Genomic DNA, 25,163 nt, shown 5'->3' on the forward strand with positions numbered 1-25,163 from the left:
CCGTCGCCGCACGCCCCCGGCCGTCAAAGCGTTCGTTCAAAAAGTTCACATCACGCGCAACCCGGTGCCCTACCATAGCGGCCCATGGCGGATACCCCTACCCTCTCTGAACCGGCGGCGCCGGGTGACGCGGTCATACAGCGTTGGGCCGAGCACATCCGCGCCACCGCCGCCGATGGGCGGACGCTGCGCATCCGCGGCGGCGGCACCAAGGCGTTCCTGCTGCCCCCGCCCGCGGCGGGGGCCGAGGTCCTCGACACGCGCGAACACACGGGCATCGTCAGCCACGAACCGACCGAGCTGGTCGTGACCGCGCGCTGCGGCACGCCGCTGGCCGAGCTGGAGGAGGCGCTGGCGCAGCACGGGCAGTGCCTGCCGTTCGAGCCGCCGCACTTCGGCCCCGGGGCGACGGTGGGCGGCATGGTGGCGGCGGGGCTCGCCGGCCCGGCCCGCCTGGCCGTGGGCGGCGTGCGCGACTATGTGTTGGGCGCGCGGCTGCTCAACGGCCGAGGGGAACACCTGATATTCGGCGGGCAGGTGATGAAAAACGTCGCGGGCTACGACGTCAGCCGGGCGCTTGCCGGAAGTTTCGGCACGCTGGGCGTGATCACCGAGGTGTCGCTGAAGGTGCTGCCGCTGGCGGCAGGCGAAGCGACGCTGCGCCTGCCGCTCGATCAGGCGGCGGCGCTGCAACACCTGGCGCGCTGGCGCGGCCAGCCGCTGCCGCTCAACGCCAGCGCCTGGATCGCCGACGACGGCGGCACGCTGTGGTTGCGCCTGCGCGGGGCCGCCGCGGCGGTCGCGGCCGCCTGCGAACGGTTGCTGGCCGAAGCGGGCGGCGAGCGGGTCGAGGACGCGGCGGCGCGCGCGTTTTGGCAGGCGCTGCGCGAACAGACGGCACCTTTTTTCACCCAACCGCCATCGCCCGCGCACGGGTTGTGGCGGCTCGCCGTCAAGCCCACCGCGCCCGTGTCGTCGTTGCCCGGCCCGACCCTCATCGAATGGTTCGGCGGCCAGCGCTGGGTGTGGGCACCGCTGTCGGCGGCCGAGACGTTACGCACCTTGGCGCGCGAGGCGGGCGGACACGCGACGCTGTTTCGTGCGCCCACCGACGCCCCGGACGCCGGCGACCGCCACACGTCGCCGGAGCCGACGATGCGGGCGCTGCAGCAGCGCGTGCGCGTCGCATTCGACCCGCAGGGGGTCTTCGGCCCCGGTCCGTGGGGATACTGAGCCATGCAAACCCAACTCGCTGCCGAATTCGCCGGCACACCCGACGGGCAGGAAGCCGACGCCATCCTGCGCCGCTGCGTGCACTGCGGCTTTTGCACCGCCACCTGCCCAACCTACCAGTTGCTGGGCGATGAGCTGGACGGCCCGCGCGGCCGCATCTACCTGATCAAGCAGGTGCTGGAAGGGGCGCAGCCGACGCGCGCCACGCAGCGCCACCTGGACCGGTGCCTGACCTGCCGCAACTGCGAAACGACCTGCCCCAGCGGCGTGGACTACGGGCACCTGCTCGACATCGGCCGCAAGGTGGTGGCACAGCACGTGCCACGCCCGGCGCCCGAGCGGGCGGTGCGCTGGCTGCTGCGCGAGGGGCTGACGTCGCCGCTGTTCGCCCCGGCGATGCGGCTGGGGCAGGCGGTGCGGCCGCTGCTGCCCGCGGCGCTGCGGGCCAAGGTGCCCGAGCGGCGCGACGCGGGCGCGTGGCCGCAGACACCGCGGGCGCGGCGCGTGCTGCTGCTGGCCGGTTGCGTGCAGCCGGCCATGCTGCCCACCGTCAATGCCGCCACCGCGCGCGTGCTCGACGCCGCGGGCATCCAGACCATCGTCGCGCCGGAGGCGGGCTGCTGCGGCGCGATCCGCCACCACCTGGACGACATCGTCGGGGCGCTGGCCGAGATGCGGGCGAATATCGACGCGTGGTGGCCGTGGATCGCGCCCGCGGACGGCAGCGCCGGGGTCGAGGCGATCGTGATGAACGCCTCCGGCTGCGGGGCGATGGTGAAGGACTACGGCCACGCGCTGCGCCACGACCCGGCCTACGCCGAGAAGGCCCGGCGCGTCAGCGAATTGGCGAAAGACCTCAGCGAGCTGCTGCCCGAGCTCGTGCCGGCGTGGCGCGAGCGGCTGCGCGACGGCCTGCCCGCGGGCGTGCCACGGCGGCTCGTTTTTCACCCGCCGTGCACGCTGCAGCACGGCCAGCGGCTGCGCGGACTGGTCGAGCGGCACCTGGGGGAGCTGGGGTTCTCGGTGACGCTGGCGGCGCAGGAGTCGCACCTGTGCTGCGGCTCGGCGGGCACCTACAGCGTGCTGCAGCCCGGGCTCGCCACGCAACTGCGCGACCGCAAGCTCACCCACCTGCAGGCAGTGCAGCCCGACGTGATCGTCTCGGCCAACATCGGCTGCATCACGCACCTGCAAAGCGGCACCGCCACGCCCGTGCGCCACTGGGTGGAGGTGGTAGACGCGGCGCTGATCGCCCTGCCGTAGCGGGCGACGCGGCACGAACGGTTCCGTGCTACATTGGGTCTGTGATAGCGACGTTGACGTTCGATACCCTCAAGTTCGGCCGGCGCCTGAAGGACGCCGGGATGGATCCGCGCCTGGCCGAGGAGCAGGCCGAGGCGGTGTCCGAAGCATTGCAAATCAACCGCGAAGATCTGGCCACCAAGGCCGGCATCGCCGATTTGCGCAAGGAAATGCAGCTCCTCGAGCAACGCCTCACGATCAAGCTCGGTGCGATGCTGGTCGTGGCCGTCGGCATCGTTGCCACGCTCGTCAAGATCCTCTGACGGCTCCCACCCGCCGCCGGTCCAGCCGCGGCGGTGTCGGGCGCGCGACCGGATCGGCGCCTCTCCCGTGCCTGCGTCACTCCGCCTGCGCTACCCGTTACTGCGCGCGGATCCCGTTGCGCTCGATGACCGCCTTCAGGCGCGCGGTGTCGTCGCGCATGCGGCGCGCCAAGGCCTCGGGCGAGGTACCGGCGACCTGCCAGCCCTGCGAGAAGAGTTTCTGCCGCACGTCCGGGCGACGCACGATGTCGGCCAGCGCCTCGGCCACGCGGCGGATGCGCTCTGCCGGCAGGGTGGCCGGGGCGGCCACAGCGTTCCAGATTTCCAGCTCGAACCCGCGTAACCCGACTTCCGCCAAGCTGGGCACCCCCGGGGCGAGCGTGCTGCGCCCGGCCGAGGTCAAGCCCACGGCACGCAGGCGACCGGACTGCACCTGCGGCATCGCCAAGCCCGGCGGCAACAGCGCCACCTGCACGTCGCCCTGCAGCATCGCGTTGATCACCTGCGGGTTGCCCGGATACGGCACGTGCACCGCGCGCCAGCCCGTCGCCGCCTTGAGCATCTCCATCCCGATGTGGGCGATGGTGCCGACGCCCGGGCTGCCGTAGTTCCAGCGGTCCCCGGCGGCGCGGCCGGCCGCCAGCACCGCGGCCGCCTCCGCGGGCAACGCCGCCGCCGCGGTGAGCACCAGCGGCGCCGTGCCGATCAGCGACACCGGCGCCAGATCGGTGAACGGGTCGTACGGGGTCGCCGGGTTGAGCAGCTTGGCGATCGTGAGGTTGCCGTTGATCATCAGCCCGAGCGTGTGCTCGTCGCGGGCGCGCGCCACCACGTCGGCGGCGATATTCCCGCCCGCCCCCGGGCGGTTCTCCACCACGACCGGCTGGCCCAGCGCCTGCGCCAGCGGATCGGCCAAGGCCCGTGCCGTCAAGTCCGGCGACGACCCGGGCGGGAACCCCACCACCAGCCGCAGCGGGCGCGACGGCCAACCGCCCTGCGCCCACACCGGCCCCGCGATCGCCGCCCCTGCGAGGAGGCGCAACGCCATCCGGCGCTGCCGGTTCGGTCCCTTGTCAGCCCATGTCGTCTGCATCGTCTTCTCCTCTGTCGCCGTCGTCGTCTCGTGCGGCACGACCGAGCGGTCGTCGATGGCGCCACTCATCCGTGCAGATCGTCGCGCCGCGCGATCTCGAACAGGCGCTCCAGCTCGTGCGGGTAGCGGCGCAGGTTGGCGGCGTGCCAGCGCTGGATGGCCCACATCACCGCCGCCACCAGCGCGCCGAACGCCGCGATCGCGCCGAACGCCGACAAGCCCATCCCGGTGGCCGTGCTGTAGAGCGCGCCCAGGCCCAGGATGCACGCCTGTTCGTTGAAATTCTGCACCGCAATCGAACGCCCGGCGCCCATCAGGTTGTGCCCGCGGTGCTGCAGCAGCGCGTTCATCGGCACCACCAGAAAGCCCCCCAGCGCCCCCAGCAGCAGCAGGAACGGCGCGGCCACCCAGACGTTGTCGATGAGGTTCATCAGCACCACCAAAAAGCCCATCGCGATGCCCAGCGGCATCACGCGCGTGGCCTGGTCCAGCCGCATGCGCACCGACGCGGCCACGGCCCCGACGGCGGTGCCGATGGCGACCACGCCGACCAGCGTCGACGCCTGCGTGGTGGTGTAACCCAGCGCCGCCGCCGCCCACGCCAGCACGATGTAGCGCAGGTTGCCGCTGACGCCCCAGAACAGCGTGGTGGTGGCCAGCGAAATCTGGCCCAGGTGATCGCGCCACAGCCGCGCGTTGCAGCGCCAGAAATCCGGCAGCAGCGCCAGCGGATTGGCCGGCAGGTGGCGCAGCGGTGCCGTGGTGCGCGGAATGCGCAGGTTGAACGCCGCCGCCAGCGCATAGACGAACACCAGGCCGAAGATGGCCGCTTCGGCCGACGTGCGCAGGTGCAACAGCTCCACCCCCGGCACATCGACCGCGCGCAACCAGCCCGATACCACCGGCCCGACGAGCTGCCCGCCCAGTACGACCCCCAGGATGATGGAGGCGATGGTCAGCCCCTCGATCCAGCCGTTGGCCTTGACCAGTTGTGAGGGGGGCAGCAGCTCGGTGAGGATGCCGTACTTGGCCGGTGAATACGCCGCCGCCCCGAGGCCGACGACGCTGTAGGCGATGAGCGGGTGCACGGGCGTGAGCATCAGCAGGCAGCCAACGACCTTGATCGCGTTGCTGATGAACATCACCTGCCCCTTGGGCCGGGCGTCCGCGAAGGCGCCGACGAATGGCGCCAGCACGACGTAAAAGAGCGCGAACATCGGCACCAGCGCCGCCGCCTGCCACTCGGGCGCGCCGCGCGTGCGCAGCAGCTCGACCGCCACCACGAACAGCGCGTTGTCCGCCAGCGAACTGCAGAACTGCGCCGTCATGATGGTGTAGAAGCCGCGCTTCATAGCGGTGAAAACGGATCCGGTGGTGCTCGCGAACGGCGCGTTTTGTGCGAAAGTGCGCGCGTTTATAGCACGGACACCTCACCATGCCCCGTCCCATTCAGGCCACCGTCCACTTCGCGGCCCTGCGCCACAACCTGCAACGCTGCCGTGCCGCCGCCGGGGCCGCGCGCGTGTGGGCCGTCGTCAAGGCCAACGCCTACGGCCACGGCATCGAACGCGTCTTTGGCGCGCTGCGCGGTGCGGACGGCTTTGCGCTGCTCGACCTCGCCGAGGCCGAGCGACTGCGCGCGCTGGACTGGCGCGGCCCGATCCTGCTGCTCGAAGGCTGCTTCGAGCCGCGCGACCTCGAGGTCTGCTCGCGCCTGAACCTCTGGCACGTCGTGCACTGCGAGGAGCAGATCGAGTGGCTCAGCCGCCACAAGACGCACACGCCGCACAAGGTGTTCCTGAAAATGAACTCCGGCATGAACCGGCTCGGGTTTCGGCCGGCGGCGTTTCGCGCCGCGTGGGCGCGGCTGCAGGCCCTGCCGCAGGTGGACGAGGTGGGCCTGATGACCCACTTCAGCGACGCCGACGGCCAGCGCTTCGGGCGCGAAGGCATCGCGCACCAGGTGGAGGCGTTCGTGGCCGCGACCGCCGACCTGCCGGGCGAGCGCACGCTGTGCAACAGCGCCGCCACGCTGCGTCACGCGCTGCGCGTGCGGCTCGGCGACGAACACGCGCCGGCACTGGCGGCGGACTGGGTGCGCGCGGGCATCGCCCTCTACGGCAGTGCGCCCGACGCGCCGGCACACGACATCGGCCACTGGGATCTGCAGCCGACGATGACGCTGGCCAGCCGCCTGATCGCCATCCAGGACGTGCCGGCGGGCGAGTCGATCGGCTACGGGTCCACCTTCGTGGCGCCACAGCGCATGCGCGTGGGTATCGTCGCCTGTGGCTATGCAGACGGCTACCCGCGGCACGCCAGCCTGGGGCAGGACCACGGCGCGCCGGTGCTGGTGCGCGGCGTGCGCACCCGGCTGGTCGGCCGCGTCAGCATGGACATGCTGGCGGTGGACCTGACGCCGGTGGAGGCCAACGGCGTGCCCTGCCAGCTCGGTGCCGAAGTCGTGCTGTGGGGCCGCAGCGCCTACGGCACCGTGTTGCCGATCGATGAGGTGGCGCAGGCCGCGGGGACAATCGCTTATGAACTGATGTGCGCCGTCGCGCCGCGCGTGCCCATCACCGCCGATGAGGAAGCGCCGCACCGTTGACTTCGCAGAACAGAACTATTCGCGATAAATGAACCAGGACGCGCACCTACGCTTCGTGTTCCTGACCGGTGTCTCGAAGTTCAGCAAGGTCTCCATCTTCTCGGGCGTGAACAACCTCAACGACATCACGCGCGATGCGCGCTACAGCGCGATACGGCGCCACACGGAGGCCGACCTCGACACCGTGCTTGCCCTGGAGTTGGAGGGGCTCGACCGCGAGGAAATCCGGCGCAGGTACAACGGCTACGGGCGGCTCGGCGAGCGCGTCGACAACCCGTTTGACGTCTTGCAGCTGCTTCTGGGGCGGCTCTTTTGCACCTGAAAACCTCGAACTCAGCTCGCGCACGAGCCGGTTGCTTGACTGGCCAGACTTGTTCGTGGCGCTGGACTTCGATGGGCCGAAAACCACTTCGAGAGCCTTTACGCCTCCATCCCCGCCGACTGGTACCGCAACAACCCCATCACCCAGTACGAGAGCTACTGGGCCAGTGTCTTTTACTCGCACATCGCGAGCCTCGGCGTCGACTTGACGCCCGAGAACGTCACGAACCAGGGGCGCATCGACTTGACACTCAAGCTCGACGCCGCCATCGTCGTCATCGAGTTCAAGCGGGCCGAGGGCAGCGCCCCGACGGGCGAGGCCCTCGCGCAACTCAAAACCAGCGGCTACGCCGACAAATACTGCGCGGGCGGCCGGACTGCCGCCCCTGTATCAATGCGAGGTGTTGGTTGTCGACGCCTTGCAGATCGACATGCCCGGCGGCGGATTTTCAGACCATTTGTCTTTACACAGTTCAAACCGTATCGGCTCGGTGCATGGCGCTTTGGCAATTTTCTGCACCACCGAGTTGATGCTCCCGCACCTGGCCCTCGCCAACTCTCTGAATTGTTCGTCGATAGTCTTCGTCGGCTGTACGGCCTGTGAAGGGACAGTCCCTTCGGGGGAAGAACGCGCAGCGAGATCTCCGCTCGTTGCACCAACGCTCGTTGACGTGTTGGGGGTATGCAGTGGTGCAGCAGGCGTGTGCACAGGAGCAATCCCTGAGCGGGTCGGGGGGTTGGGTACCGAACCCGCACCCGGCGCGGGTGTGACGGTTGCTTCGCGCGCCCTGAGGGGAGCGACTGCCGTAACTTTCGGCGTTGGCGCGGCGGCACCCGACGTTGCCGCAGGGGCGGTGTCGGAAGCGTTTTCGTTCCCTTTCGGGGTGGTCACCGAAGGAGGCAGCGTGGCGGTAACCGGCGCAGCGCCGTGGGTTATCGGTGGCTGGGTGGCCTCGACCTTGGTTTGCGCTCCACCCTCCCGCTTGACCTCCGCGATGATTTCCTCTTGTGCCTGTTGCCCAGAAGGCGCTTGTGCAGTTGGTGTTGGTGGCGTTTGCGGTGCCGACACCGCCACCTCCGCGCGTTGGTAGATGTACCACAGTGCGCCCGCACCACTCAGCACCGCCACGCCCGCAACAACCGCGACCGCAGCCCCTGCTCTCCTGCGCTGGGGTACCGGCTGCGGCGCAGACGCGGGAGCATGCGGCTGTGCCGCCTTCCCCTGCGCAGGGGCTTTGGCGGCACGTGACGGCAGCCCCTCTGCAGGCTGCAATGGTGGGACCGTGCTGCTGCCACTGTGTCGAAGATCTTCGGTTGGGGCTGCAGCCACAGGCGGGGAACTCACCGGGAGCGCGGAAGAAACTACCGCGTCGTCAGCGGTAGTACGAACCGGTCCGGCCACGTTGACGGGTTCGGTTGCGCCGACGGATTCGGACGCGCTGACGGATTCGGTTGCGCCGACATCCAAGGGCGCGGCCGCCTCTGCTTGGGCGTTATTGGGTACGGTGGGCTTTTCGCTCGTCTGCGCCGCAACCGGGTTGCCAAGCGCTGACGCGTCCGATGCGGCCGTTGGCCTGCTGGCCGGTGCCACCGGCGTGCCGCAGTGGTTGCAAAATTTTGCGCTTTCCCGGAGCTGCGCACCGCAGCTGACACAAAATGGCATTTGCAACTCCTCCAAGAATTGAATCGAGCCAACCATCGCAAAACGGACGGTTTGACTCTTTCTCACTCCGGGCCTCGACCGAAAACGAGGTCTCAGGGCCTGCCTACGGGCGATGACTCCGCAAACAGTCGTTCGAGCCATGCAGCAAACTCCGAAACAACGCTTGCCAGCTCACCATCATTCTCGATACTACCGGTTGCCTTTTCCAAGACCGACAGCGCCTGTACTTCTCGCTCGGTGACGACACGCCAGCGCCCCTCTTTGCGCGCCAAGAAGAATTTTTTTCTAACGCCCTCCCGAATTACGGGGGAGATTTGCACATTCTCCTCATTGACGGCCCAGGGCGCTGGATTGCGGTACACAATCCGGACGTCGGCGCGCGATACCCAAACCCCACCGAGACGCCGCGGCGGCGCAAACTCCACCACTTCGTCAACCTCGATGCCGTCGGCCACACACAACTCCCCCGTGCGTGTCGCACGCCTTCCCAATTCCGTCTTCGTGTAGCGAAAAAAAGTAATCGGAACGAATAAACCGGGGCTGGAGTCGATTTTTGGACCACTATACAAACCGGCTTGAACGAGCATATCGAACCACTGCCGACCACCACGCTCAAATTGCCCGAGCGTAACCTGGTCAGCGGCGTAGTCGTAATTCCGCAAACAATAATGATGACGGTATTCGTCCGACCGCTCGGTGATCCAGGCCTGAACGGCACGCGCAAACACGGCTTTCGACGGTGCTTCGGGGGCCAACCAGAGGTACATCGCCCCCGCTGCCAATAGCACCACCAGCATTCCCCCGATGCCCCAAAGCAACCGTCGCGAGGGCATGTGCATCGATGCTGACACCGAGGTGCTCTCATGTGGTTGGGCTGCGGCCGCCGCGCCTCTCATCGGACGACCACAGCTTTCACAGAAGCGACTCCCCTCCAGGTTTTTGTGCCCGCATTGGGTACAAAACGCCATGGTCATTTCTCCGGAAGACCGTCACTGGAGACGATGCCCGCAGTTGCCGCAAAAAATATCCGCCGGCGACACGGGCTGCGTGCAGCTCGGACACGTCGGGTTTGCGGCTGCCCCATTGCCCGCGGGCGAAGAGGCCGAAGGCCCCGACAAAGACACCGCGGCCGCCTGCGTTTGCATGCGATCTCGCGCTTGCTGCGCCTTGCGCTTGACCTCTTCGAGCTTCTGCTTCAACGCCTCTTCGCCGCGCTCCAGCTCGAGACCGTCAACTGCGGCGCGGTGAATGATGGCTAACCCCTTCATCGCCACCAGCGATCCGGGCGCGACGCCCAAAAAGAACAACACGAGACCGCCAAAACCCAGCGCCCAGAGGTAGCCGCCGAGGCCGGTCTCGCCCAGGAGCGCTCCCCACACGATGCGAGACAAACCGCCAACACCGTCAATGGAACTGCCCACCACCGCCGCCGACATGGACAACACCAAGCCCGCGCCGCCAAACAGCGCTGCGCCGATGATCGCCGTGACCACCGTCACCAAGACGCCCAGCAACAGCATCATGATGATGACGAATAACAAGCGGTGGCGCGCCATCTCCCGCAGCGTCGTCAGAGCCCGCAACACGGTTTCGCCATTCCAAATAACCGGGGCCGCCAACGGAATAGCCACGTATAGCAGAGCGAACAAAAAAAATCCTGTCAATACTGCACCCACCGGAAAAACGATGGCATATAGCAACGCGCCGACCCCCGGTATTTTGCAAAGAAACAATATTAGCGACAATGCAGCGAGATAAAGAAGAAATATAACGCCCACCAGGAAAATAACACCAATCAACCGATGAACGGTGAACAACGATGCCAGTATGGCCGACTTGATATTCCGCTGCGGCCTTCCCCAAACGTCGTCTGACAACATGATGCCCACCGCGTTGCTCCCAACCAGAAGCGCCATCAGCACCAGAATGAGACCCACCAGACCGACAAACGAGGCCAGGATGCCGGACTGATTGCTCAACGCAGCCGTTACCCCCCCGAACAATACTGTCAAAACCCCCACCCCAAGGGAGGTCAAGGCCAGTAGCGAAAAAGGCTGCCAGCGAGTGATCGCATCGACGGCCGACAGCAATGAGGTGTTGGCCAAAAATGTTTTTTGGATATGCGAAGAAAACCCGACACCATCCACGGTTTTGGACATTTTCCCCTCCTCAGACAAACACACAGATACGGCGACCGATTCGCCTCTTCCAGGGAAAGCTCACACAACAAACGGAACCACTCCCACGCCGAGCCACGGCTTGCCTTGTCATGGCTGACCGCCACGCAAACGCTCTTCTCCCCGCAGCTTGGCTGAAGAGCATAACCCAAATCAGGACATCAGCACCATAGCACCGATCAGGTACAGGGAAAAGACATCTTTGCGGCAACCGTGAGCCGCCCCACCAATAGCGCCGCAGCCCCAAACCAAACATAAATGATAACTATGAACGGGAAATGGCATTTCCAGCAAATAAAAAAGCGAACTTCAGTAGATTTTTTGAACCGGCGCGACACCCCCTCCACATAAACCGTGGATACGCTTACCGCTGGACAGCGGCCGCTTTTTGCGGCGTCTCCTCACCCCACCTCTCAAAAGACGCTTTCCCACGGCAAAGCAGCGATATGAGACGAGCGCGCTTTCGCCACTTGTACTCCCTGGGGTATAAAGCTATACTTCGCTCCCCAAAAGGAGGACATCGATGCCAACCCGGTTTGCCCCCCTCTCGTCCGCCCGGCGCCGTGCGGTGCTGGGCGCTGCGCTGGTCTGCCTAACCTGGGTCGCGGTGGCCCCGAACCCGGCGCGCGCGGCCGATGCCCCGCGGGTCGAGGTCCACACGGTCGCGCGCCAGCCGGTGGGCCAGGGCCTGATCCTGGACGGCACGCTGGAGGCGGTGCGGCAAAGCACCCTGTCCGCGCAGGCCAGCGGCCGCATCGCCCAGCTCACGGTCAAAGCCGGCGACCGCGTGCGCGCTGGGCAGGTGCTCGCGCTCATCGATGACCGCGAGACCACCGCCGGGGTGCAGCGCGCGCAGGCCGCCGTCACCCAGGCCGAAGCAGAAGCCCGCAACGCCGAGGCGCACCTGAAGCGCACGCGCGAGCTGCGCGCGCAGGGCTTCGTGTCGCAGGCGGCGCTGGACACCGCGCAGGCGCAGGCGGATGCCGCCCGCGCCGCCGTCGCGCAGGCGCGCGCCGCGCAGTCGCAGTCCGCGCTGGCGCAGGGCTTCACGCGCCTGACCGCGCCGTACGACGGCTATGTGCTGGCCACCCACGCGGAGGTGGGCGACCTGGCCGTGCCGGGCCGCCCGATCCTGACGCTCTACGCGCCGCAGCCGCTGCGCGCCACCGTGCAGGTGCCGGCCTCGCGCGCGCCGCTGGCCAGTAGCGCCCAGCGGGTGGAGGTGCAATTGCCCGATGGCCGTTGGGTGCAGCCCGCGGCCCAGACCCGGGTGCCGTCCGCCGACCCCGTGGCGCAGACCATCGAGTGGCGGCTGGACCTGGCGAGCGCCGACACCGCGGCCCACGTGCCGGGACAGTCGGTGAAGGTGCGCTTTGCCGCGGGCACGCAGGAGCGGCTGGTGATCCCGGCGCGCGCGCTGCTGCGCCGCGGGGAACTGACCGCCGTATATGTGGCGGCGCCCGCGGGGTCGCCCACCGGCTTCGTGCTGCGCGCCGTGCGCGTCGGCACGGACCACGGCGAGGCAGGCGTCGAGGTGCTGTCGGGCGTGCAGCCGGGGGACCGCGTCGCGCTCGACCCGGTGCGCGCGGGGCTGGCCGGGGCGCAGCCGGCGCAGCGTTGAGGACGGGGCGCCCGCCATGATCCATACCCCCACCCCCATGGAACGCCTGGGCTTTTCGGGCGCGGTGGCGCGCCTGTTCCAGGCCAACGCCATCACGCCGCTGCTGGCGCTGGTGGCGCTGCTGCTGGGGCTGTTCGCCGTGCTGGTCACACCGCGCGAGGAGGAGCCCCAGATCAACGTCACGATGGCCAACATCATCATCCCCTTCCCCGGCGCCTCGGCCGCGGACGTGGAGAAGATGGTGGCGCAGCCGGCCGAGCACGTACTGTCGCAGATCCACGGCATCGAGCACACCTACAGCGTCTCGCGCCCCGGGGTCGCGGTGCTGACGGTGCAGTTCCAGGTCGGCGTGCCGCGCACCGAGGCGCTGGTGCGCCTCTACGAGGTGCTCAACGCCAACCAGGACTGGCTGCCCGCGGGCTTGGGCGTGCTGCCGCCCATCGTCAAACCGAAGGGCATCGACGACGTGCCGGTGCTGGCGGCGACGCTGTGGGCCACCGATGGCCGCAGTGCGCTGGAGCTGGAGCGCGTCGCGCACGCGATCGAAACCGAGCTCAAGCGCGTGCCCAACACGCGCGAGGTGCAGACGATCGGCGGGCCGGGGCGCGCGGTGCACGTCTGGATCGACCCGGCGCGGCTGCGCGCGCGCGGGGTGCCGGTACAGGCGCTGTATCAGGCGGTGCAGACCGCCAACCAGGCCATGCCCTCCGGGACCGTGGCCAACCCGCGCGCCGGCGAAGACGGCCAGCCAGGGCTGCTCACGGTGGAGACGGGCGAGTTCCTGCGCAGCGCGCAGGACGTCAGCGAGATCGTGGTCGGTGTGCACCAGGGCAAGCCGATCTACCTGCACGAGGTCGCGCGCGTCGAGGAAGGGGCGGCGCTACCGCGCCGCTATGTCTGGCACACGCCGGGCCCGGGCGATGCGCTGCCTGCCGGCGCGCAGGTCGGCCAAGCCTACCCGGCAGTGACCGTGATCGTGACCAAGAAGCCCGGTGCCAACGCGGTGGACGTCGCGCGCGACGCGCGCGAGCGCCTGCAGCAGCTGCGCAACGCGCTGATCCCGGACGACGTGCAGCTCACCATCAGCCGCGACTACGGGGCCACCGCCGCCGACAAGGCCAACAAGCTGATCCAGAAGCTGCTGTTTGCCACCGCCAGCGTCATCGTGCTCGTGGGCCTGGCGCTGGGCCGGCGTGAGGCGGTGATCGTCGGCGCGGCGGTCATCCTGACGTTGACCGCGACGCTGTTTGCCTCGTGGGCGTGGGGCTTCACGCTCAACCGGGTATCGCTCTTCGCGCTCATTTTCTCCATCGGGATTCTGGTGGACGACGCCATCGTGGTGGTGGAAAACATCCACCGCCACCGGCAACTGACACCGAATGAGCCGCTGTCGGTCATCATCCCGCGCGCGGTGGACGAGGTCGGCGGCCCGACGATTCTGGCGACGCTGACCGTGATCGCGGCGCTGCTGCCGATGGCCTTCGTCACCGGGCTGATGGGGCCGTACATGAGCCCGATCCCGATCAACGCCAGCATGGGGATGGCGATTTCGCTCGCGATCGCCTTCACCGTCACGCCGTGGCTGGCGCTGCACCTGACCAAGACAGACGGCCACGGCGCGCACACGACGCACGCGCCGTCGCGCCTGACGATCGCGCTGCAGACGTTCTTCACGCGCGCGCTCACCCCCTTCCTGCACAGCGCGCGGCACCGCTGGCTGCTGCTCGGCGGCGTGGTGGCGGGGCTGGTGCTCTCGATCGGGCTGGCGGTGGTGCAGGCGGTGATCCTGAAGATGCTGCCGTTCGACAACAAGAGCGAGTTCCAGGTGGTGCTGGAAATGCCCGCGGGCACGGCGCTGGAGGACACCGCCGCCGCGCTGCAGGACATGACGGCCTTCCTGGCGCAGCAGCCCGAGGTCACGCACGTTCAGGGTTACGCCGGCACGGCCAGCCCGATCACCTTCAACGGCCTGGTGCGGCAGTACTACCTGCGCGCCGACGCCGAGCAGGGCGACCTGCAGGTCAACCTGGTGGACGCCAAGCACCGGCATGAGAAGAGCCACGCGATCGCGCAGCGGCTGCGCCCGGGGCTGGAGGCGATCGCGCAGGCGCACGGCGGCCGCATCAAGGTGGTCGAGGTGCCGCCGGGCCCGCCGGTGCTCGCCCCGATCGTGGCCGAGGTCTACGGACCGGACGAGGCCGGCCGCGCCGCGCTCGCTCGCCGGGTGGCGCAGGCCTTTGCCGACACGCCCGACATCGTCGGCATCGACACGACGCTGAAGGAGGAGGCGCCGTGCACCTTCCTGCGCATCGACCGCGCGCGGGCCGAGAGCCTCGGCATCCCGGCGCAGGTGATCGCACAGACGGTGACGACCGCGCTGTCCGGCGCGGACGCCGCCTACCTGCACGACGGGCACGCCAAGTTCGCCGTGCCGGTGCGGCTGCAACTGCCGCGCGAGGCGCAGGTGGGGCTGGACGCGCTGCTGGCGCTACCGCTGCGCGCCGCCAACGGGCGCATGGTGCCGCTGTCGGAGCTGGTGCGCGTGGAGCACGGCGTCATCGACCCGCCGCGCTTCAGCAAGGACCTGCTGCCCGTGGTGTACGTGCTCGGCGACATGGCCGGGCGCACGGACTCGCCGCTGTACGGGCTGTTTGGCATCCGCTCGCGCCTGGATCAGGCGGCGCTGCCCGACAGCGGAGCGCTGGGCGAATACTGGATCCGTCAGCCCGCCGACCCGTGGCGCGAGTACGCGATCAAGTGGGACGGCGAGTGGCAGATCACCTACGAGACGTTCCGCGACATGGGCGCGGCGTACGCGGTCGGGCTGGTGCTGATCTACCTGCTGGTGGTGGCACAGTTCAAGAGCTACCTAACGCCGCTCATCATCATGGCGCCGATTCCGCTGACGCTCATCGGCATCATGCCCGGACACGCGCTTCTGGGCGCGCAGTTCACCGCCACCAGCATGATCGGCATGATCGCGCTGGCCGGCATCATCGTGCGCAACTCCATCCTGCTGGTGGACTTCATCGAGCTGGAGACCGCCAAAGGCATGCCGTTTGCGCAGGCGGTGGTGCAGTCCGCCGCGGTGCGCGCGCAGCCGATCGCGCTCACCGCCATCGCCGCGATGCTGGGGGCGTTCTTCATCCTGGACGACCCCATCTTCAACGGCCTGGCCGTGTCCTTGATCTTCGGCATCGCGGTCTCCACCTTGCTGACGCTGGTGGTGATCCCGGTGCTGTACTACGTGGTGTACCGGCGGCGTTACGCCAGCGCGGCCTGAACCGTTTTTGTCCCCGTGTCGCGTGACACGTTTATCGTGAGGAGAGCATCATGACCGTCGAACGTTATATCCGCGTGATCGCGGGCCTGTTCGTGTTCCTGTCGGTGGCGCTGGGTGCGCCGTCGAGCCCGTTGTTCGTCAGCGAGTGGTTCCTGGCGTTCACGGCCTTCGTCGGGCTGAACCTGTTCCAGTTCGGCTTTACCAACTTCTGCCCGCTGGCGATCATCCTGAAGAAGCTGGGGGTGCCGGAGAGCGCCATCCCCTGCAAGGCCTGCTGAAGCGCCCCCGCTGAATCGCTCCCGGAGACCAGCATGTCCGCCACCGCCCCGACGCCACTGAAATTTCTGCACCCCGGCTGGTTCTCGATCGTCATGGGCTTGGCCGGCCTCTCACTCGCCTGGCACTCCGCCAGCGGCGCGCTGGGCGAGTGGGCCACGGCCGTCGCGCTGACCGTCGGGGCCGTCGCGGCCGGCGTCTTCGTCGCGCTGCTGCTGGGCAGCGCCGTGCGCTGGCAACGCCACCCGGACGCGGTGGCCGAGGACCTGCGCCACCCGGTGCGGCACGCGTTCGTCGCCGCGCTGCCGGTGTCGGCGCTGCTGCTGGCCACCTGGCTGCAGGCGATGGGGCTGGCGCTGCCGCTGGCGCATGCGCTGTGGTGGATCGGCTCGATCGCGCAGCTTGGCGTGACGGTGTGGGCGCTGGGGCGGTGGCTCGCCCCCACGGTGGCGCACGCGCCGGATGCGCAGTCGCTGTGGAACGCCGTGACGCCCGTGCTCTACATCCCGGTGGTGGGCAACGTCGTCGCGCCGCTGGCCGGGGTCGGCTTTGGTCACCCGGTGTGGTCCGCGGTGCACATGGGCGTCGGCGTCTTTTTCTGGCCGGTGGTGTTCACGCTGCTGGTGGCGCGGCGGCTCGCGCACGGGCCGATTCCGCCGCGGCTGCACCCGACGTGGTTCATCTCGCTCGCACCCGCGGCCGTGATCGGGCTGTGCACGCTGCGCTATGAGCTGCCGCCGCTGCTGACCACGATGGTGTGGGGCATGGGGCTGTTCATCCTGTTGTGGGTGGGCACGCAGGCCCGGCGCTTCTTCGCGCAGCCGTTCGCGCTGCCGTTCTGGGCGGTGTCGTTTCCGCTCGCGGCGTTCTCGTCGCTGAGCCTGCGCCTGGCGCAGGGACTGGCGTTGCCGGTGCTGCAGGTCGCGGCGCTGGCGCTGCTGGCGCTGACGTCGGTGGTGATCGCCGCGCTCGTGCTGGCCACCGTCAAGGGCCTGCGCGAGGGCACGCTGCTGGCGCCGGAACCGGTGGCCCCGCTGGTACCGGCGTCGCCGTGACCGGGCCCGCCCCGCGATCGGGTAGCATCGCCGTCATGTGCACCCCCACGCCGCGCGCCGATGCCCGTTGAGCACGCCCTGTTGCTGGCGGTGGCGGCGCTGGCCGCGGGGGCGTTGAACGCGATCGCGGGCGGCGGCAGCTTTCTGACCTTTCCGGCGCTGGTGTTCACGGGCTTGCCGCCGATCGCGGCCAACGCGACGAGTGCGGTCGCGGTCAGTCCGGGCTACCTGGGCAGCACGCTGGGCTTCCGCGCGGAGCTGGCGGCGCTGCCGCGACGGCGGCTGGGGACCGAGGCGGCGCTGGCCGCGACCGGCGGGGTGCTGGGTGCCTTGCTGCTGCTGGTCACCCCCGCGCCGACCTTCCGCGCCCTCGTGCCGTGGCTGCTGCTGTTCGCCACCGCGGTGTTCGCGGTCGGCCCGTGGCTGGTGCGGCGCCTCGCGGCGGCACGCAATGCCCCTGTCGGTGGCGAGGCGGGCAGCACTCGCCATATGGCACGCCACGCGGGTTTGCTCGCGGTCGCGGTGTACGGCGGCTATTTCAACGGGGGCCTGGGCATCCTGCTGATGGCGCTGTACGCGGTCGCGGGCGAGCCCCGCATCCACACCGCGAATGCGCTGAAAAACCTCAATTCGCTGGTGCTGTCGCTGCTGTCGGTGGCGACGTTTGCGCTGGCGGGCGCGATCGCGTGGGGCCCGGCGCTGCTGATGATGGCCGCGGCGACCGCCGGCGGCTACCTCGGGGCGCGCTGGGCGCGCCGTCTGCCCGCCGCGGTCGTGCGCGCGGTCGTCATCGGCACCGGGCTCGTGATGAGCGCGGTGTTTTTCATGCGCTAGCGCCCACCACGTGTGGGGGCCCGGCGAGCCGCTCGATGTGACCCAACAACGTCTCCTCCTGATACGGCTTGCCCAAATAGACGTCGACGCCGAGCGTGCGCGCGTGCTCGCGGTGCTTGTCCGCCGTACGCGACGTGATCATGATGATCGGCAGCGACGCGGTGCGCGCCTCGGCCCGCACCCGCTGGGTGACCTCGAAGCCATCCATGTTGGGCATTTCGATATCGAGCAACATCACCGCAGGCAAGGGGTCGCGCTGCAAGCGCTCGAGCGCCTCTTGGCCATCCTTGGCGGTCTCGACCCGATAACCGTGCCGCACCAAAAAACGGCTGGTGACCTTGCGCACCGTCAGCGAGTCGTCCACCACGAACACGAGCGGGGGCCGCTGGGCTTCGGCGGTAGGACGCTGCGCGGCCATGCCCGACGCTTCCTTGCGCGGCGAGCGCGCCAACAGTCGCGCCGCGTCCAAAATGAGCGCCACGCGGCCATCACCCAAGACGGTGGCACCCGCCACCCCGGGCACGCGCGCCAACAGCGGACCGATGGGCTTGAGTACGGCATCGAGCTGCCCGTCGATCGCTTCTACCGCCATCACCCACTGTTGATCCCCCGCCTGCACGAGCAGCAGCGTCAGCCGTTGGGTGGGATCATGGGGCGCGAGGTCGTCCTCGTCCCGCGGCGGGAGGTATTGCTCCAGCGACGCCAGAGGCAGCATGCGTTCCCCCACGGTGACCCCACCGGCTTGACGCAGCCGCTCGAACTCGGGTTGCGACACCTCACGCAACACGTGCACCTGCCCAGCGGGTAAAGCCCACGTCTGTCCACCTGCACGCACGAGCACGACCGCCGCCACCCCCAGCGTCTGGGGCAAGCGCAGCTCGAAACGGGTTCCGCGCCCGGGTTCACTGGAAACGGATACCCGCCCCCCCATGTCCGCCAAGTCGCTGCGCACGACATCGAGGCCAACGCCACGCCCGGCCAGTTCGGTCACGACCGCCGCGGTCGAAAAACCCGTGCGGAACAACCATTCATAACACTGGGCGGGGTCGACCGGTTGGCCCGGCTCCACCCATCCCAGCGATTCTGCGCGCGCGTGCACCGCAGCCAAATCGATCCCACGCCCATCGTCCGTCAGCTCGATGACGACTTCGCTGGCTTCGCGCCGCGCCCGCAGCCTCACCTCGCCATACGCCGACTTACCGGCGGCTTGACGCTGCGCGGGAGGCTCGATGCCGTGCGCCACGGCGTTGCGAATCAAATGCTCCAGCGGGCCCACGAGGCGGTCGAGCACCGCGCGGTCCACCTCCAAATCACGACCGTCGACCTCGAGGTGCGCCCGCCGATCGGTCTCCTTGGCCGCACGGCGCAGCACGCGATGCAGCCGGTCTTCGATGGTTCTGAGCGGCACCATCCGCGCGCGCATCAGCCCATCCTGCAGCGAGCGATTGACCCGCGCCTGCTGCAACAGGGCGTCGTCCACCTCGTCGAACCCGGCCAGTAGCATGTCGCGTGTGGTCTCCACGTCATTGACGCTTTCCGCCAACAGCCGGGTGAGCTCCTGCAGCCGCGTGAAGCGGTCGAATTCAAGCGGGTCAAATTCCTGCCGATCGGCGCGCGCCAGCCGCGCGTGCATCTGCGACTCGGCTTGAATTTCGAGCTCGCGCAGCTGGGTGCGCAAACGATCGACGTGGTCGGCCAACTCCTGCACCACCTCACGGTTGCGCCGGAACAGCGCCTCCAGCCGCGAGCGAGCAATCGCCACCTCGCCAGCGTCGTTGAGCAGCTCATCCAAGCGCTCCGTCGACAGCCGAATCACGGCATGCCGCCCCGCATCGTCCGGCACCGCCTCGGCCGCCGCCATGGACTGGGCGGCGGCAGCGGGCGCCGCGTCGGCGGCGGGCTCGGGCGTAATCACCGTGGCGGAGGGCGCTGCAGCGGATGGGCCCGCAGCGGGAGCGAGGCCATTGGCCTGGCCCTCGCCATCGGTTGGCGGCGCAGCTGCCGGCACCACAGGCATCTGAGCCGTCGGCGGCACCGGCTCCGACAACGACGACGGCGCTGGCCCGCTTGTCAACGCCTCGATCGCATCGTGCACCTGGTCGACGCGCTGCTGCACTGCGTCGAGCCAATCGGGCGTGGGCATCTGTGTCCCCAGCGCCTGCACGTCGGCTTCCAGCTCGTGGATGCGCTGGCCGATCGCCATGGCCCCGACCATGCGGGCAGCCCCCTTGAGGGTATGCAGCGCGCGCTGCAGTGCCGCGGAATGCTCGGCAACCCCTGGGTGGTCACGCCACTGCTGAACAGTGGACTGGATGCGCGGCATCCAGTCTTGCGCCTCCTCCAGGAAAACGGGCAGCAGCTCGGCGTCAATCTCGTCCGTGGGCAACGCGGGCGCAACGACGGACACTTGCTCCGTGCTGGGCGGCGCTGCGGCGGGCACCGCCATGCGGGCCGCCGCAATCGAAATCGATGGCACCGCGCCCGGCGAATCAGGGGTCACGGGTGTTGCCACGGAGGTCGCCGCCGGTGTCGGCGGGGCGCCATCGTCGTGGCGAACGGGAGCATCGAGCGTTTCCGTGGACAGCTCCGACGGGCGCGCTTCACGCACGTCCCCGTCGTCCGGCGCGCCCTCCATGAGCGCCGGAGCAGCCGGTGGCGAAACCGGCAGGTCCGCCAACGCCGAGATGACGTCTGACATCGGCGCGGGGTAACGCCGGCTCTCGACGACAGCAACGGCGTCCTGTAAGCTGCCAACGATGCGACGCAACACATCCGGTGCTTGCGCTGGCAGCGCCCCCGGTACCTGATAACACCGCAGCGCCCACAACTCGAGCGCATAGGCCAACTCGGCTATTGGCGTCAGGGCCGTTGTGCGCGCCATGCCGGCCAGCGTGTGCGCCACGCGCACAAGCGGCTCCCAGACTGCGGTGTCCGTGGCGTGAGCGCACACCGCCTCGACCGCCGCAGCCAACTCGCGCAACCGCACGCGCGCCTCTTCCAGAAAAATCCGGTAGAGATCGGTGGGCAGTCGGTGCCCGTCGAGATCGACCTCCTCGGCCAGAGGAACCGCTGCGGGCGCCCCGACAGCCGTATCGTCACCCGGCGGTGGCGCCGGGATGACAATGCCGTCAAACACCGAGGGATCGTCCACCCCTGTGCGCAGCTGCTCGGCATACCACACTGCCGCAGCCAGCGCGTCTGACACCACTTGCACATCCGCCGGCGATGGCTGCCGCGCCGCCCACTGAGCCACGACCCGCTCGACCTGATACAAGCGGTCGGCGGCCGGCTTGGCACCCAGCATCGCAAAAGCACCCGCCATTTGCCGTGCGCTGTCTTCCACGGTCTTGCAGCTTGCCGCGTCTCCCGCCGCGGCACTGGAGAAGGCTTGTTCGATGGGCCGCGCCGCCGCCAACACCGCATCGATCACCGCCCCGCGCAAGTCAGCCCCGGCCGCGCCACTCCAGCCCGGTGCGTTCGCTTCCTCCTCGGGCATGAGCTCGGGATCCGTGGGATAGGCCACGGCCATGAGGCGATTGACGACGCGCTGACGCGTCGCCCGCCACGACGACAGGGCTTGCTCGTCGTCGACCGGAGGAGCCCACGGCTCGATCAGCACCAGCGCTTGCGCCACCTCCTCCTGCAAGACGGGAGCCACGACGGGCATCTCGGGCGGCGACGGAAAGGCACAGGTGGCCCCATCCAACGCCCGCACCAGCGTGATCTGCTCGGAATGCGCCATCGCCCCCAGCGCTCGCAGCGCGGCCGTCCAGCGCGCGACACCGTCCGCAGCACCCTGGCACACGGCCGTCCACGCCTCTTGGGCTTGCCGCACGGCGGCGCGCCACTGGGCAGGCTCCTCCGGCTCGGTCGCACACGCGACCTCCCCCAATCGGGGCACGAACCGCTGGGCCAACGGCGGCAACATCGCGTAAACGTCTGGCAGCGTCTGCAGGCGCGACAACACGTCAGGCAGCAAGGCTGCGGCCACGGGTGACTGTCCCCGTTGCAGTCGCCCCAGCTGCCGATCCACCAGGCCGCATAGCCGCTTGACCCAGGCATCCACTGGCAAGCGCCCCTGCGCCAGCGCGTCCAGCAGCGCGGACACCGAACGCCACAGCAACCCGTCGACCGTCTCCGGCGGGCAGCGGCGTGCCAACGCACCAACCGCGGCCGCCATCTCACCCAAGCCCTCACGCGCGTCGGTATTGCGCAACCACAGCAGCAACCCTTGCTGGTAGCGCTGACGCAACCATGGAAGGTTGCGAACCACTGGGACTGCGGCAGCCTCCGCCACGGCCGCACCCGATGTATCCCCCCCAACACCGGCCGACGTCTCAGTGGGCGCGCCGTCGAGCCATTGCTGAATCCACTCTGCCGCATCGCGCAGGGTCTGATCCGCCACCGAACCCGTGGCCTCGGTTCGCTGCCGCAGCAGCCGCACGGCCTGCAGCACCGCCCGTCCCCCCGTGGGGGTACGCCACTCGGGCTGGGAGCGCAACCGCTCGACGGCCGCGCCGACCACGCGGCTCAGGCGCGACGCGGGCTCGTCACCCACCAGCATCCAAGCGGCAGCAGCGGCGTCGAAGTCGGCCGTCGCGGGCGCATCTGAGGTGCTGCCCGAACCTGCGCCTTGTAACCACTGAGCCAGATGCGCGTCAGCAAGGTTCCACGTCTCCTCCAAGGCCGGGCGCACCCAGGCCAGCGCACCGATGTCTAGCGGGGTCGTGGGTGTGGCATCCGCCATGGCCGCCCCCGATCAGAGTTGGAAGCCAGCCACCGACACACGCAGCCGCTCCGACAGCTCGTTGAGGCTGGCGACCGTTTGCGCACTGTGGCGCGTACGCTCCGCGGTTTCCTCGGTCACACGCAAAATGGCGCGCATATTGGCGCTCACCTGTTCGGCCGTGCTGGCCTGCTGCGCCATCGCTCGCGAGATGGATTCGATCAGGTTGGCCAGTCGCACCGAGATGGTTTCGATCTCGGACAGCGCTTCACCCGCTGAATCAGAGCGCGCCGCACCTTGCACCACCCCTTGGGTCGAGCGCTCCATCGCACGGATGGCCTCCTGGGTATCGGCCTGAATGGCAGCCACGATCGCGCCGATGCGCCGCGTCGCCTGCGCCGACCGCTCTGCCAGCCGCTGCACTTCCTCGGCCACCACCGCAAAGCCTTTGCCCGACTCACCCGCTGCCGCCGCTTGAATCGCCGCGTTGAGCGCCAGCACGTTGGTCTGCTCGGTAATGCCACCGATGAGATCGACGATTTCACCGATCTCTTGCGACGACTCACCCAGCCGCTTGATGCGCTTGGACGTCTCTTGAATCTGATCCCGAATCGCGTTCATGCCATCGATGGTCTGACGCACTGCGTCGCGGCCGCGCTGCGACGCCTGCAAGGCGGTTTGCGCCACTTCGGCGGACTCGGCCGCATTGCGGGACACCTCGCCAATCGACTGCGACATACTCACCACCGCCTCGGACGTATCGCCGATCTGCTGGGCCTGCCGCTGCGACGCGTCGAGCAGTGCCTGTGCGTCCTCCCGCGCCGCGGCGGTGGACTCCGCGAGCTGCTGTGCGGCGTCATTGATCCGCTGCACCAGCGTGCGCAACTCCTCAATGGCGTAGTTGACAGAGTCCGCGATGGCACCCGTGATGTCCTCGCTCACGGTCGCGCGCACGGTCAGATTCCCCTCGGCCAAGTCCGCCATTTCGTTGAGCAACCGCAAAATTGCCTCTTGGTTGCGGGCGTTTTCTTCGGCCGCCTTTTGGGCTTTGTAGCGCGCCGCCTGCACGTTCATGATGGTGATCATGAACGTTCCCAACACCGCCAGGATGAAAGCGGACACCGACAAGGGAAGGGCCCCACCCGTACCCATTGCCGCATAGCGCGAATACAGCTGCTGCAAGGCATCCAACAGCGCCTCGGATTCATCGTAGAGCTTTTGCGCACTTTGCTTGGCGGCCAGCACCGCGGTCATGCTGCTGATCTGACCGCCGACCTCTTGCTCGAGCGCCTGCAGCAGGCTCTCCATGCTCTTGATTTTTTCTTGCGCGGCCGCTTCCGTCAGCGGCGCGATCCCGCGCGCGGCATCACCGCTTTTGATGACGTTGAGCGCGGCGCGAAACTCCTCCAGTTTTTGCGACAACTGAACCGCCACGTCGGTGCTCAACGTATCGCCCGCCAAAGCCGCCTCGGCACCGATGGCCAGTTGCGACAGCTGCAGCACCAACCCATCCACCACGTCTGCCGTGGCAGAGCCGGCCGGGGCAAAGGCCATCAGTTCATCGGCCAAGCGGGCCAAGTCCTTGAGCCGCGCCGCATTGGCCTCGTAAGCGCGCCCCAAGGTCTCTAGCACGGCGCGCTGCTCGACCAGCCCTTGAATGGTCTTGTTGGAAGCCTCCCAGCGCTGCTGCAGGGCGCGCAGATCGTCCTGAAATGCGGCGGGCGAAGGCGGCAGCCCTCCTCCGCCACCGATGAGGGTATTCAGGCCATCGGTAAAGCCCTTGCGGGCCTCGAGCATTTGCTCGAACGCTTTTGCGTCCCCCAACGCGGCGCGCTGGGCATTTTTGGCCGAACGCTGCGACAACAGCTGCAAGCGAATGGCAATATCAGTGTATTTGGCCACACGCGTGCTGTAGACCTGGTATGCCACGAGGGCCGCCACACCGATCACGATGAAAACCAAAACGGCCACTGTCAGCACGACGCGCCGTCGCCGATGGGACAGCCGACCAAAACCCGGTATCCAGTCCAGGTTGAGCCCCAGCATCCAACGGTCGAGCGCGCGTTGCGCTCGCTCAAACAAATCCATGGTCGCGGCGCCGCTGTTGACAGCGCTGGCTCGAGCTGCGGCATTGGTCATGACGTCACTTCGGATGGGATACGGTTGATTTGACGTAAATGGTTGATCTATCGTCAGGCAGACGGCTGCAACAGCCCCGGGTCGCGCCACAGCCGAGGCGCGTCCAAGAGTCGCCACTCGCGGTGCTCGGCATCGCGCCAAACACCCTCCACCCAATCGGGCTCCGCGGTGCTTGCGTGGGGCAGCGCCTCCATGTCGTCGAGTGAGCGCATCAAAGGCACTTGATCGATGATGAGCGCAATGTGCGCCCGGTCACGGGGGTGACTCAGCAGCATCTGTCGCCCCTCCGCCCGGGTCGTGCCGCCCTTACCCAGGAACGCTGCCCAATCGACACAGGCGTAGACGACGCCCCGTACCGCCGCCACCCCCTGCAACCACGGTTTGACCGCAGGCACCGGCGTCAGCCTTGGCAGCGGCACCACGCCATGGATGGCTTCCAAAGAAACGAGCCAATGACGGCCAGCCGCCTCGAACCCCAGCCGCATCCGGGTGAGATGCTGCTCGCTTGCCTGTCGCAGTCGTTCGCCGAGCTGGAGTTGGTACTCGCGCAGACCATTAGCCGGGGACAT

General features: G+C 68.5%; 19 protein-coding genes and 1 pseudogene. 12 read left to right on the top strand and 8 right to left on the bottom strand.

The annotated features are described in order from the left end of the window. Positions 1–84 precede the first annotated feature (84 nt). From glcE to LCC91_RS11145, 3 genes are read left to right on the top strand one after another with little or no spacing between them, the layout of a single operon-like run. A complete protein-coding gene (gene glcE / locus LCC91_RS11135; protein ID WP_058615818.1) occupies positions 85–1,233 on the top strand; it encodes a glycolate oxidase subunit GlcE in 1,149 nt (382 codons plus the stop codon). A gap of 3 nt (positions 1,234–1,236) precedes the next feature. Beyond that, a complete protein-coding gene (glcF, locus tag LCC91_RS11140; protein WP_143898016.1) occupies positions 1,237–2,496 on the top strand; it encodes a glycolate oxidase subunit GlcF in 1,260 nt (419 codons plus the stop codon). Positions 2,497–2,549: 53 nt separating this feature from the next. Beyond that, on the top strand, positions 2,550–2,798 hold the full coding sequence (locus tag LCC91_RS11145; RefSeq protein WP_224440930.1) for a CCDC90 family protein: 249 nt from the start codon (positions 2,550–2,552) through the stop codon (positions 2,796–2,798). A gap of 97 nt (positions 2,799–2,895) precedes the next feature. On the opposite strand, the gene LCC91_RS11150 is transcribed toward LCC91_RS11145, so the two are convergent. Beyond that, a complete protein-coding gene (locus LCC91_RS11150) occupies positions 2,896–3,891 on the bottom strand; it encodes a Bug family tripartite tricarboxylate transporter substrate binding protein (protein ID WP_143898060.1) in 996 nt (331 codons plus the stop codon). Positions 3,892–3,956: 65 nt separating this feature from the next. Continuing rightward, positions 3,957–5,243: a lysophospholipid transporter LplT gene (lplT, locus tag LCC91_RS11155; protein ID WP_058615821.1), complete on the bottom strand. Its 1,287-nt coding sequence runs from the start codon at positions 5,241–5,243 to the stop codon at positions 3,957–3,959. 83 nt (positions 5,244–5,326) lie between these two features. Here lplT and alr point away from each other — a divergent pair, with 83 nt between their 5' ends. The 4 genes from alr to LCC91_RS13860 all read left to right on the top strand — a co-directional run bounded on the left by alr (position 5,327) and on the right by LCC91_RS13860 (position 8,505). Continuing rightward, positions 5,327–6,499 carry an alanine racemase gene (alr, locus tag LCC91_RS11160; protein WP_143898018.1) on the top strand — a complete coding sequence of 391 codons (1,173 nt, stop codon included), beginning with the start codon at positions 5,327–5,329 and terminating at the stop codon, positions 6,497–6,499. A gap of 28 nt (positions 6,500–6,527) precedes the next feature. Further along, positions 6,528–6,821, top strand: a complete 294-nt coding sequence (locus tag LCC91_RS11165) for a P-loop NTPase family protein (protein WP_143898020.1) — start codon at positions 6,528–6,530, stop codon at positions 6,819–6,821. 138 nt (positions 6,822–6,959) lie between these two features. Next, entirely contained in the window at positions 6,960–7,424 is a 465-nt protein-coding gene (locus tag LCC91_RS11170; RefSeq protein WP_224441080.1) for a PD-(D/E)XK nuclease domain-containing protein, read from the top strand. Positions 7,425–8,223: 799 nt separating this feature from the next. After that, positions 8,224–8,505 (top strand): hypothetical protein, encoded by a 282-nt coding sequence (locus tag LCC91_RS13860; RefSeq protein WP_185974900.1) that lies wholly within the window; start codon positions 8,224–8,226, stop codon positions 8,503–8,505. Here LCC91_RS13860 and LCC91_RS13940 read toward each other — a convergent pair. The 3 genes and pseudogenes from LCC91_RS13940 to LCC91_RS11185 all read right to left on the bottom strand — a co-directional run. Then, positions 8,439–8,624 (bottom strand): annotated as a pseudogene (locus tag LCC91_RS13940) (hypothetical protein); the annotation flags it as partial. The gene LCC91_RS13860 and the pseudogene LCC91_RS13940 overlap by 67 nt on opposite strands. Next, positions 8,576–9,451, bottom strand: a complete 876-nt coding sequence (locus LCC91_RS11180) for a zinc-ribbon domain-containing protein (RefSeq protein WP_161936823.1) — start codon at positions 9,449–9,451, stop codon at positions 8,576–8,578. The pseudogene LCC91_RS13940 and the gene LCC91_RS11180, both read right to left, overlap by 49 nt. A 21-nt stretch (positions 9,452–9,472) precedes the next feature. After that, the gene (locus LCC91_RS11185) at positions 9,473–10,642 is read right to left on the bottom strand and encodes a zinc ribbon domain-containing protein (protein WP_143898022.1); all 1,170 of its coding nucleotides are present in this window, start codon (positions 10,640–10,642) and stop codon (positions 9,473–9,475) included. Positions 10,643–11,183: 541 nt separating this feature from the next. On the opposite strand from LCC91_RS11185, the gene LCC91_RS11190 reads away from it, so the two are divergent. The 5 genes from LCC91_RS11190 to LCC91_RS11210 are packed head-to-tail and all read left to right on the top strand — an operon-like array spanning position 11,184 to position 17,729. Then, the gene (locus LCC91_RS11190; protein WP_143898024.1) at positions 11,184–12,281 is read left to right on the top strand and encodes an efflux RND transporter periplasmic adaptor subunit; all 1,098 of its coding nucleotides are present in this window, start codon (positions 11,184–11,186) and stop codon (positions 12,279–12,281) included. A 37-nt stretch (positions 12,282–12,318) separates the two neighbouring features. Beyond that, positions 12,319–15,564 (top strand): efflux RND transporter permease subunit, encoded by a 3,246-nt coding sequence (locus tag LCC91_RS11195; protein WP_224440931.1) that lies wholly within the window; start codon positions 12,319–12,321, stop codon positions 15,562–15,564. A 50-nt stretch (positions 15,565–15,614) separates the two neighbouring features. Further along, positions 15,615–15,842 (top strand): YgaP family membrane protein, encoded by a 228-nt coding sequence (locus tag LCC91_RS11200; RefSeq protein WP_058616370.1) that lies wholly within the window; start codon positions 15,615–15,617, stop codon positions 15,840–15,842. A gap of 33 nt (positions 15,843–15,875) precedes the next feature. Further along, positions 15,876–16,895 carry an SLAC1 anion channel family protein gene (locus tag LCC91_RS11205; RefSeq protein WP_143898041.1) on the top strand — a complete coding sequence of 340 codons (1,020 nt, stop codon included), beginning with the start codon at positions 15,876–15,878 and terminating at the stop codon, positions 16,893–16,895. A 60-nt stretch (positions 16,896–16,955) separates the two neighbouring features. Then, entirely contained in the window at positions 16,956–17,729 is a 774-nt protein-coding gene (locus LCC91_RS11210) for a sulfite exporter TauE/SafE family protein (protein ID WP_143898043.1), read from the top strand. Here LCC91_RS11210 and LCC91_RS11215 read toward each other — a convergent pair. Genes LCC91_RS11215 through LCC91_RS11225 form a run of 3 tightly spaced genes read right to left on the bottom strand, consistent with a single transcriptional unit; the run spans position 17,719 to position 25,163 of the window. Beyond that, positions 17,719–22,476 (bottom strand): hybrid sensor histidine kinase/response regulator, encoded by a 4,758-nt coding sequence (locus LCC91_RS11215; RefSeq protein WP_082668416.1) that lies wholly within the window; start codon positions 22,474–22,476, stop codon positions 17,719–17,721. The two genes, LCC91_RS11210 and LCC91_RS11215, sit on opposite strands and share 11 nt — an antisense overlap. Positions 22,477–22,488: 12 nt before the next feature. Next, complete coding sequence (locus LCC91_RS11220) at positions 22,489–24,684, bottom strand: methyl-accepting chemotaxis protein (RefSeq protein ID WP_143898045.1); 2,196 nt, start codon at positions 24,682–24,684, stop codon at positions 22,489–22,491. Beyond that, complete coding sequence (locus tag LCC91_RS11225; RefSeq protein ID WP_143898047.1) at positions 24,648–25,163, bottom strand: chemotaxis protein CheW; 516 nt, start codon at positions 25,161–25,163, stop codon at positions 24,648–24,650. The genes LCC91_RS11220 and LCC91_RS11225 overlap by 37 nt, the downstream gene beginning before the upstream one ends.

Source organism: Tepidimonas taiwanensis, assembly GCF_020162115.1.
In the GTDB taxonomy this organism is placed as follows: Bacteria; Pseudomonadota; Gammaproteobacteria; order Burkholderiales; family Burkholderiaceae_C; genus Tepidimonas; species Tepidimonas taiwanensis.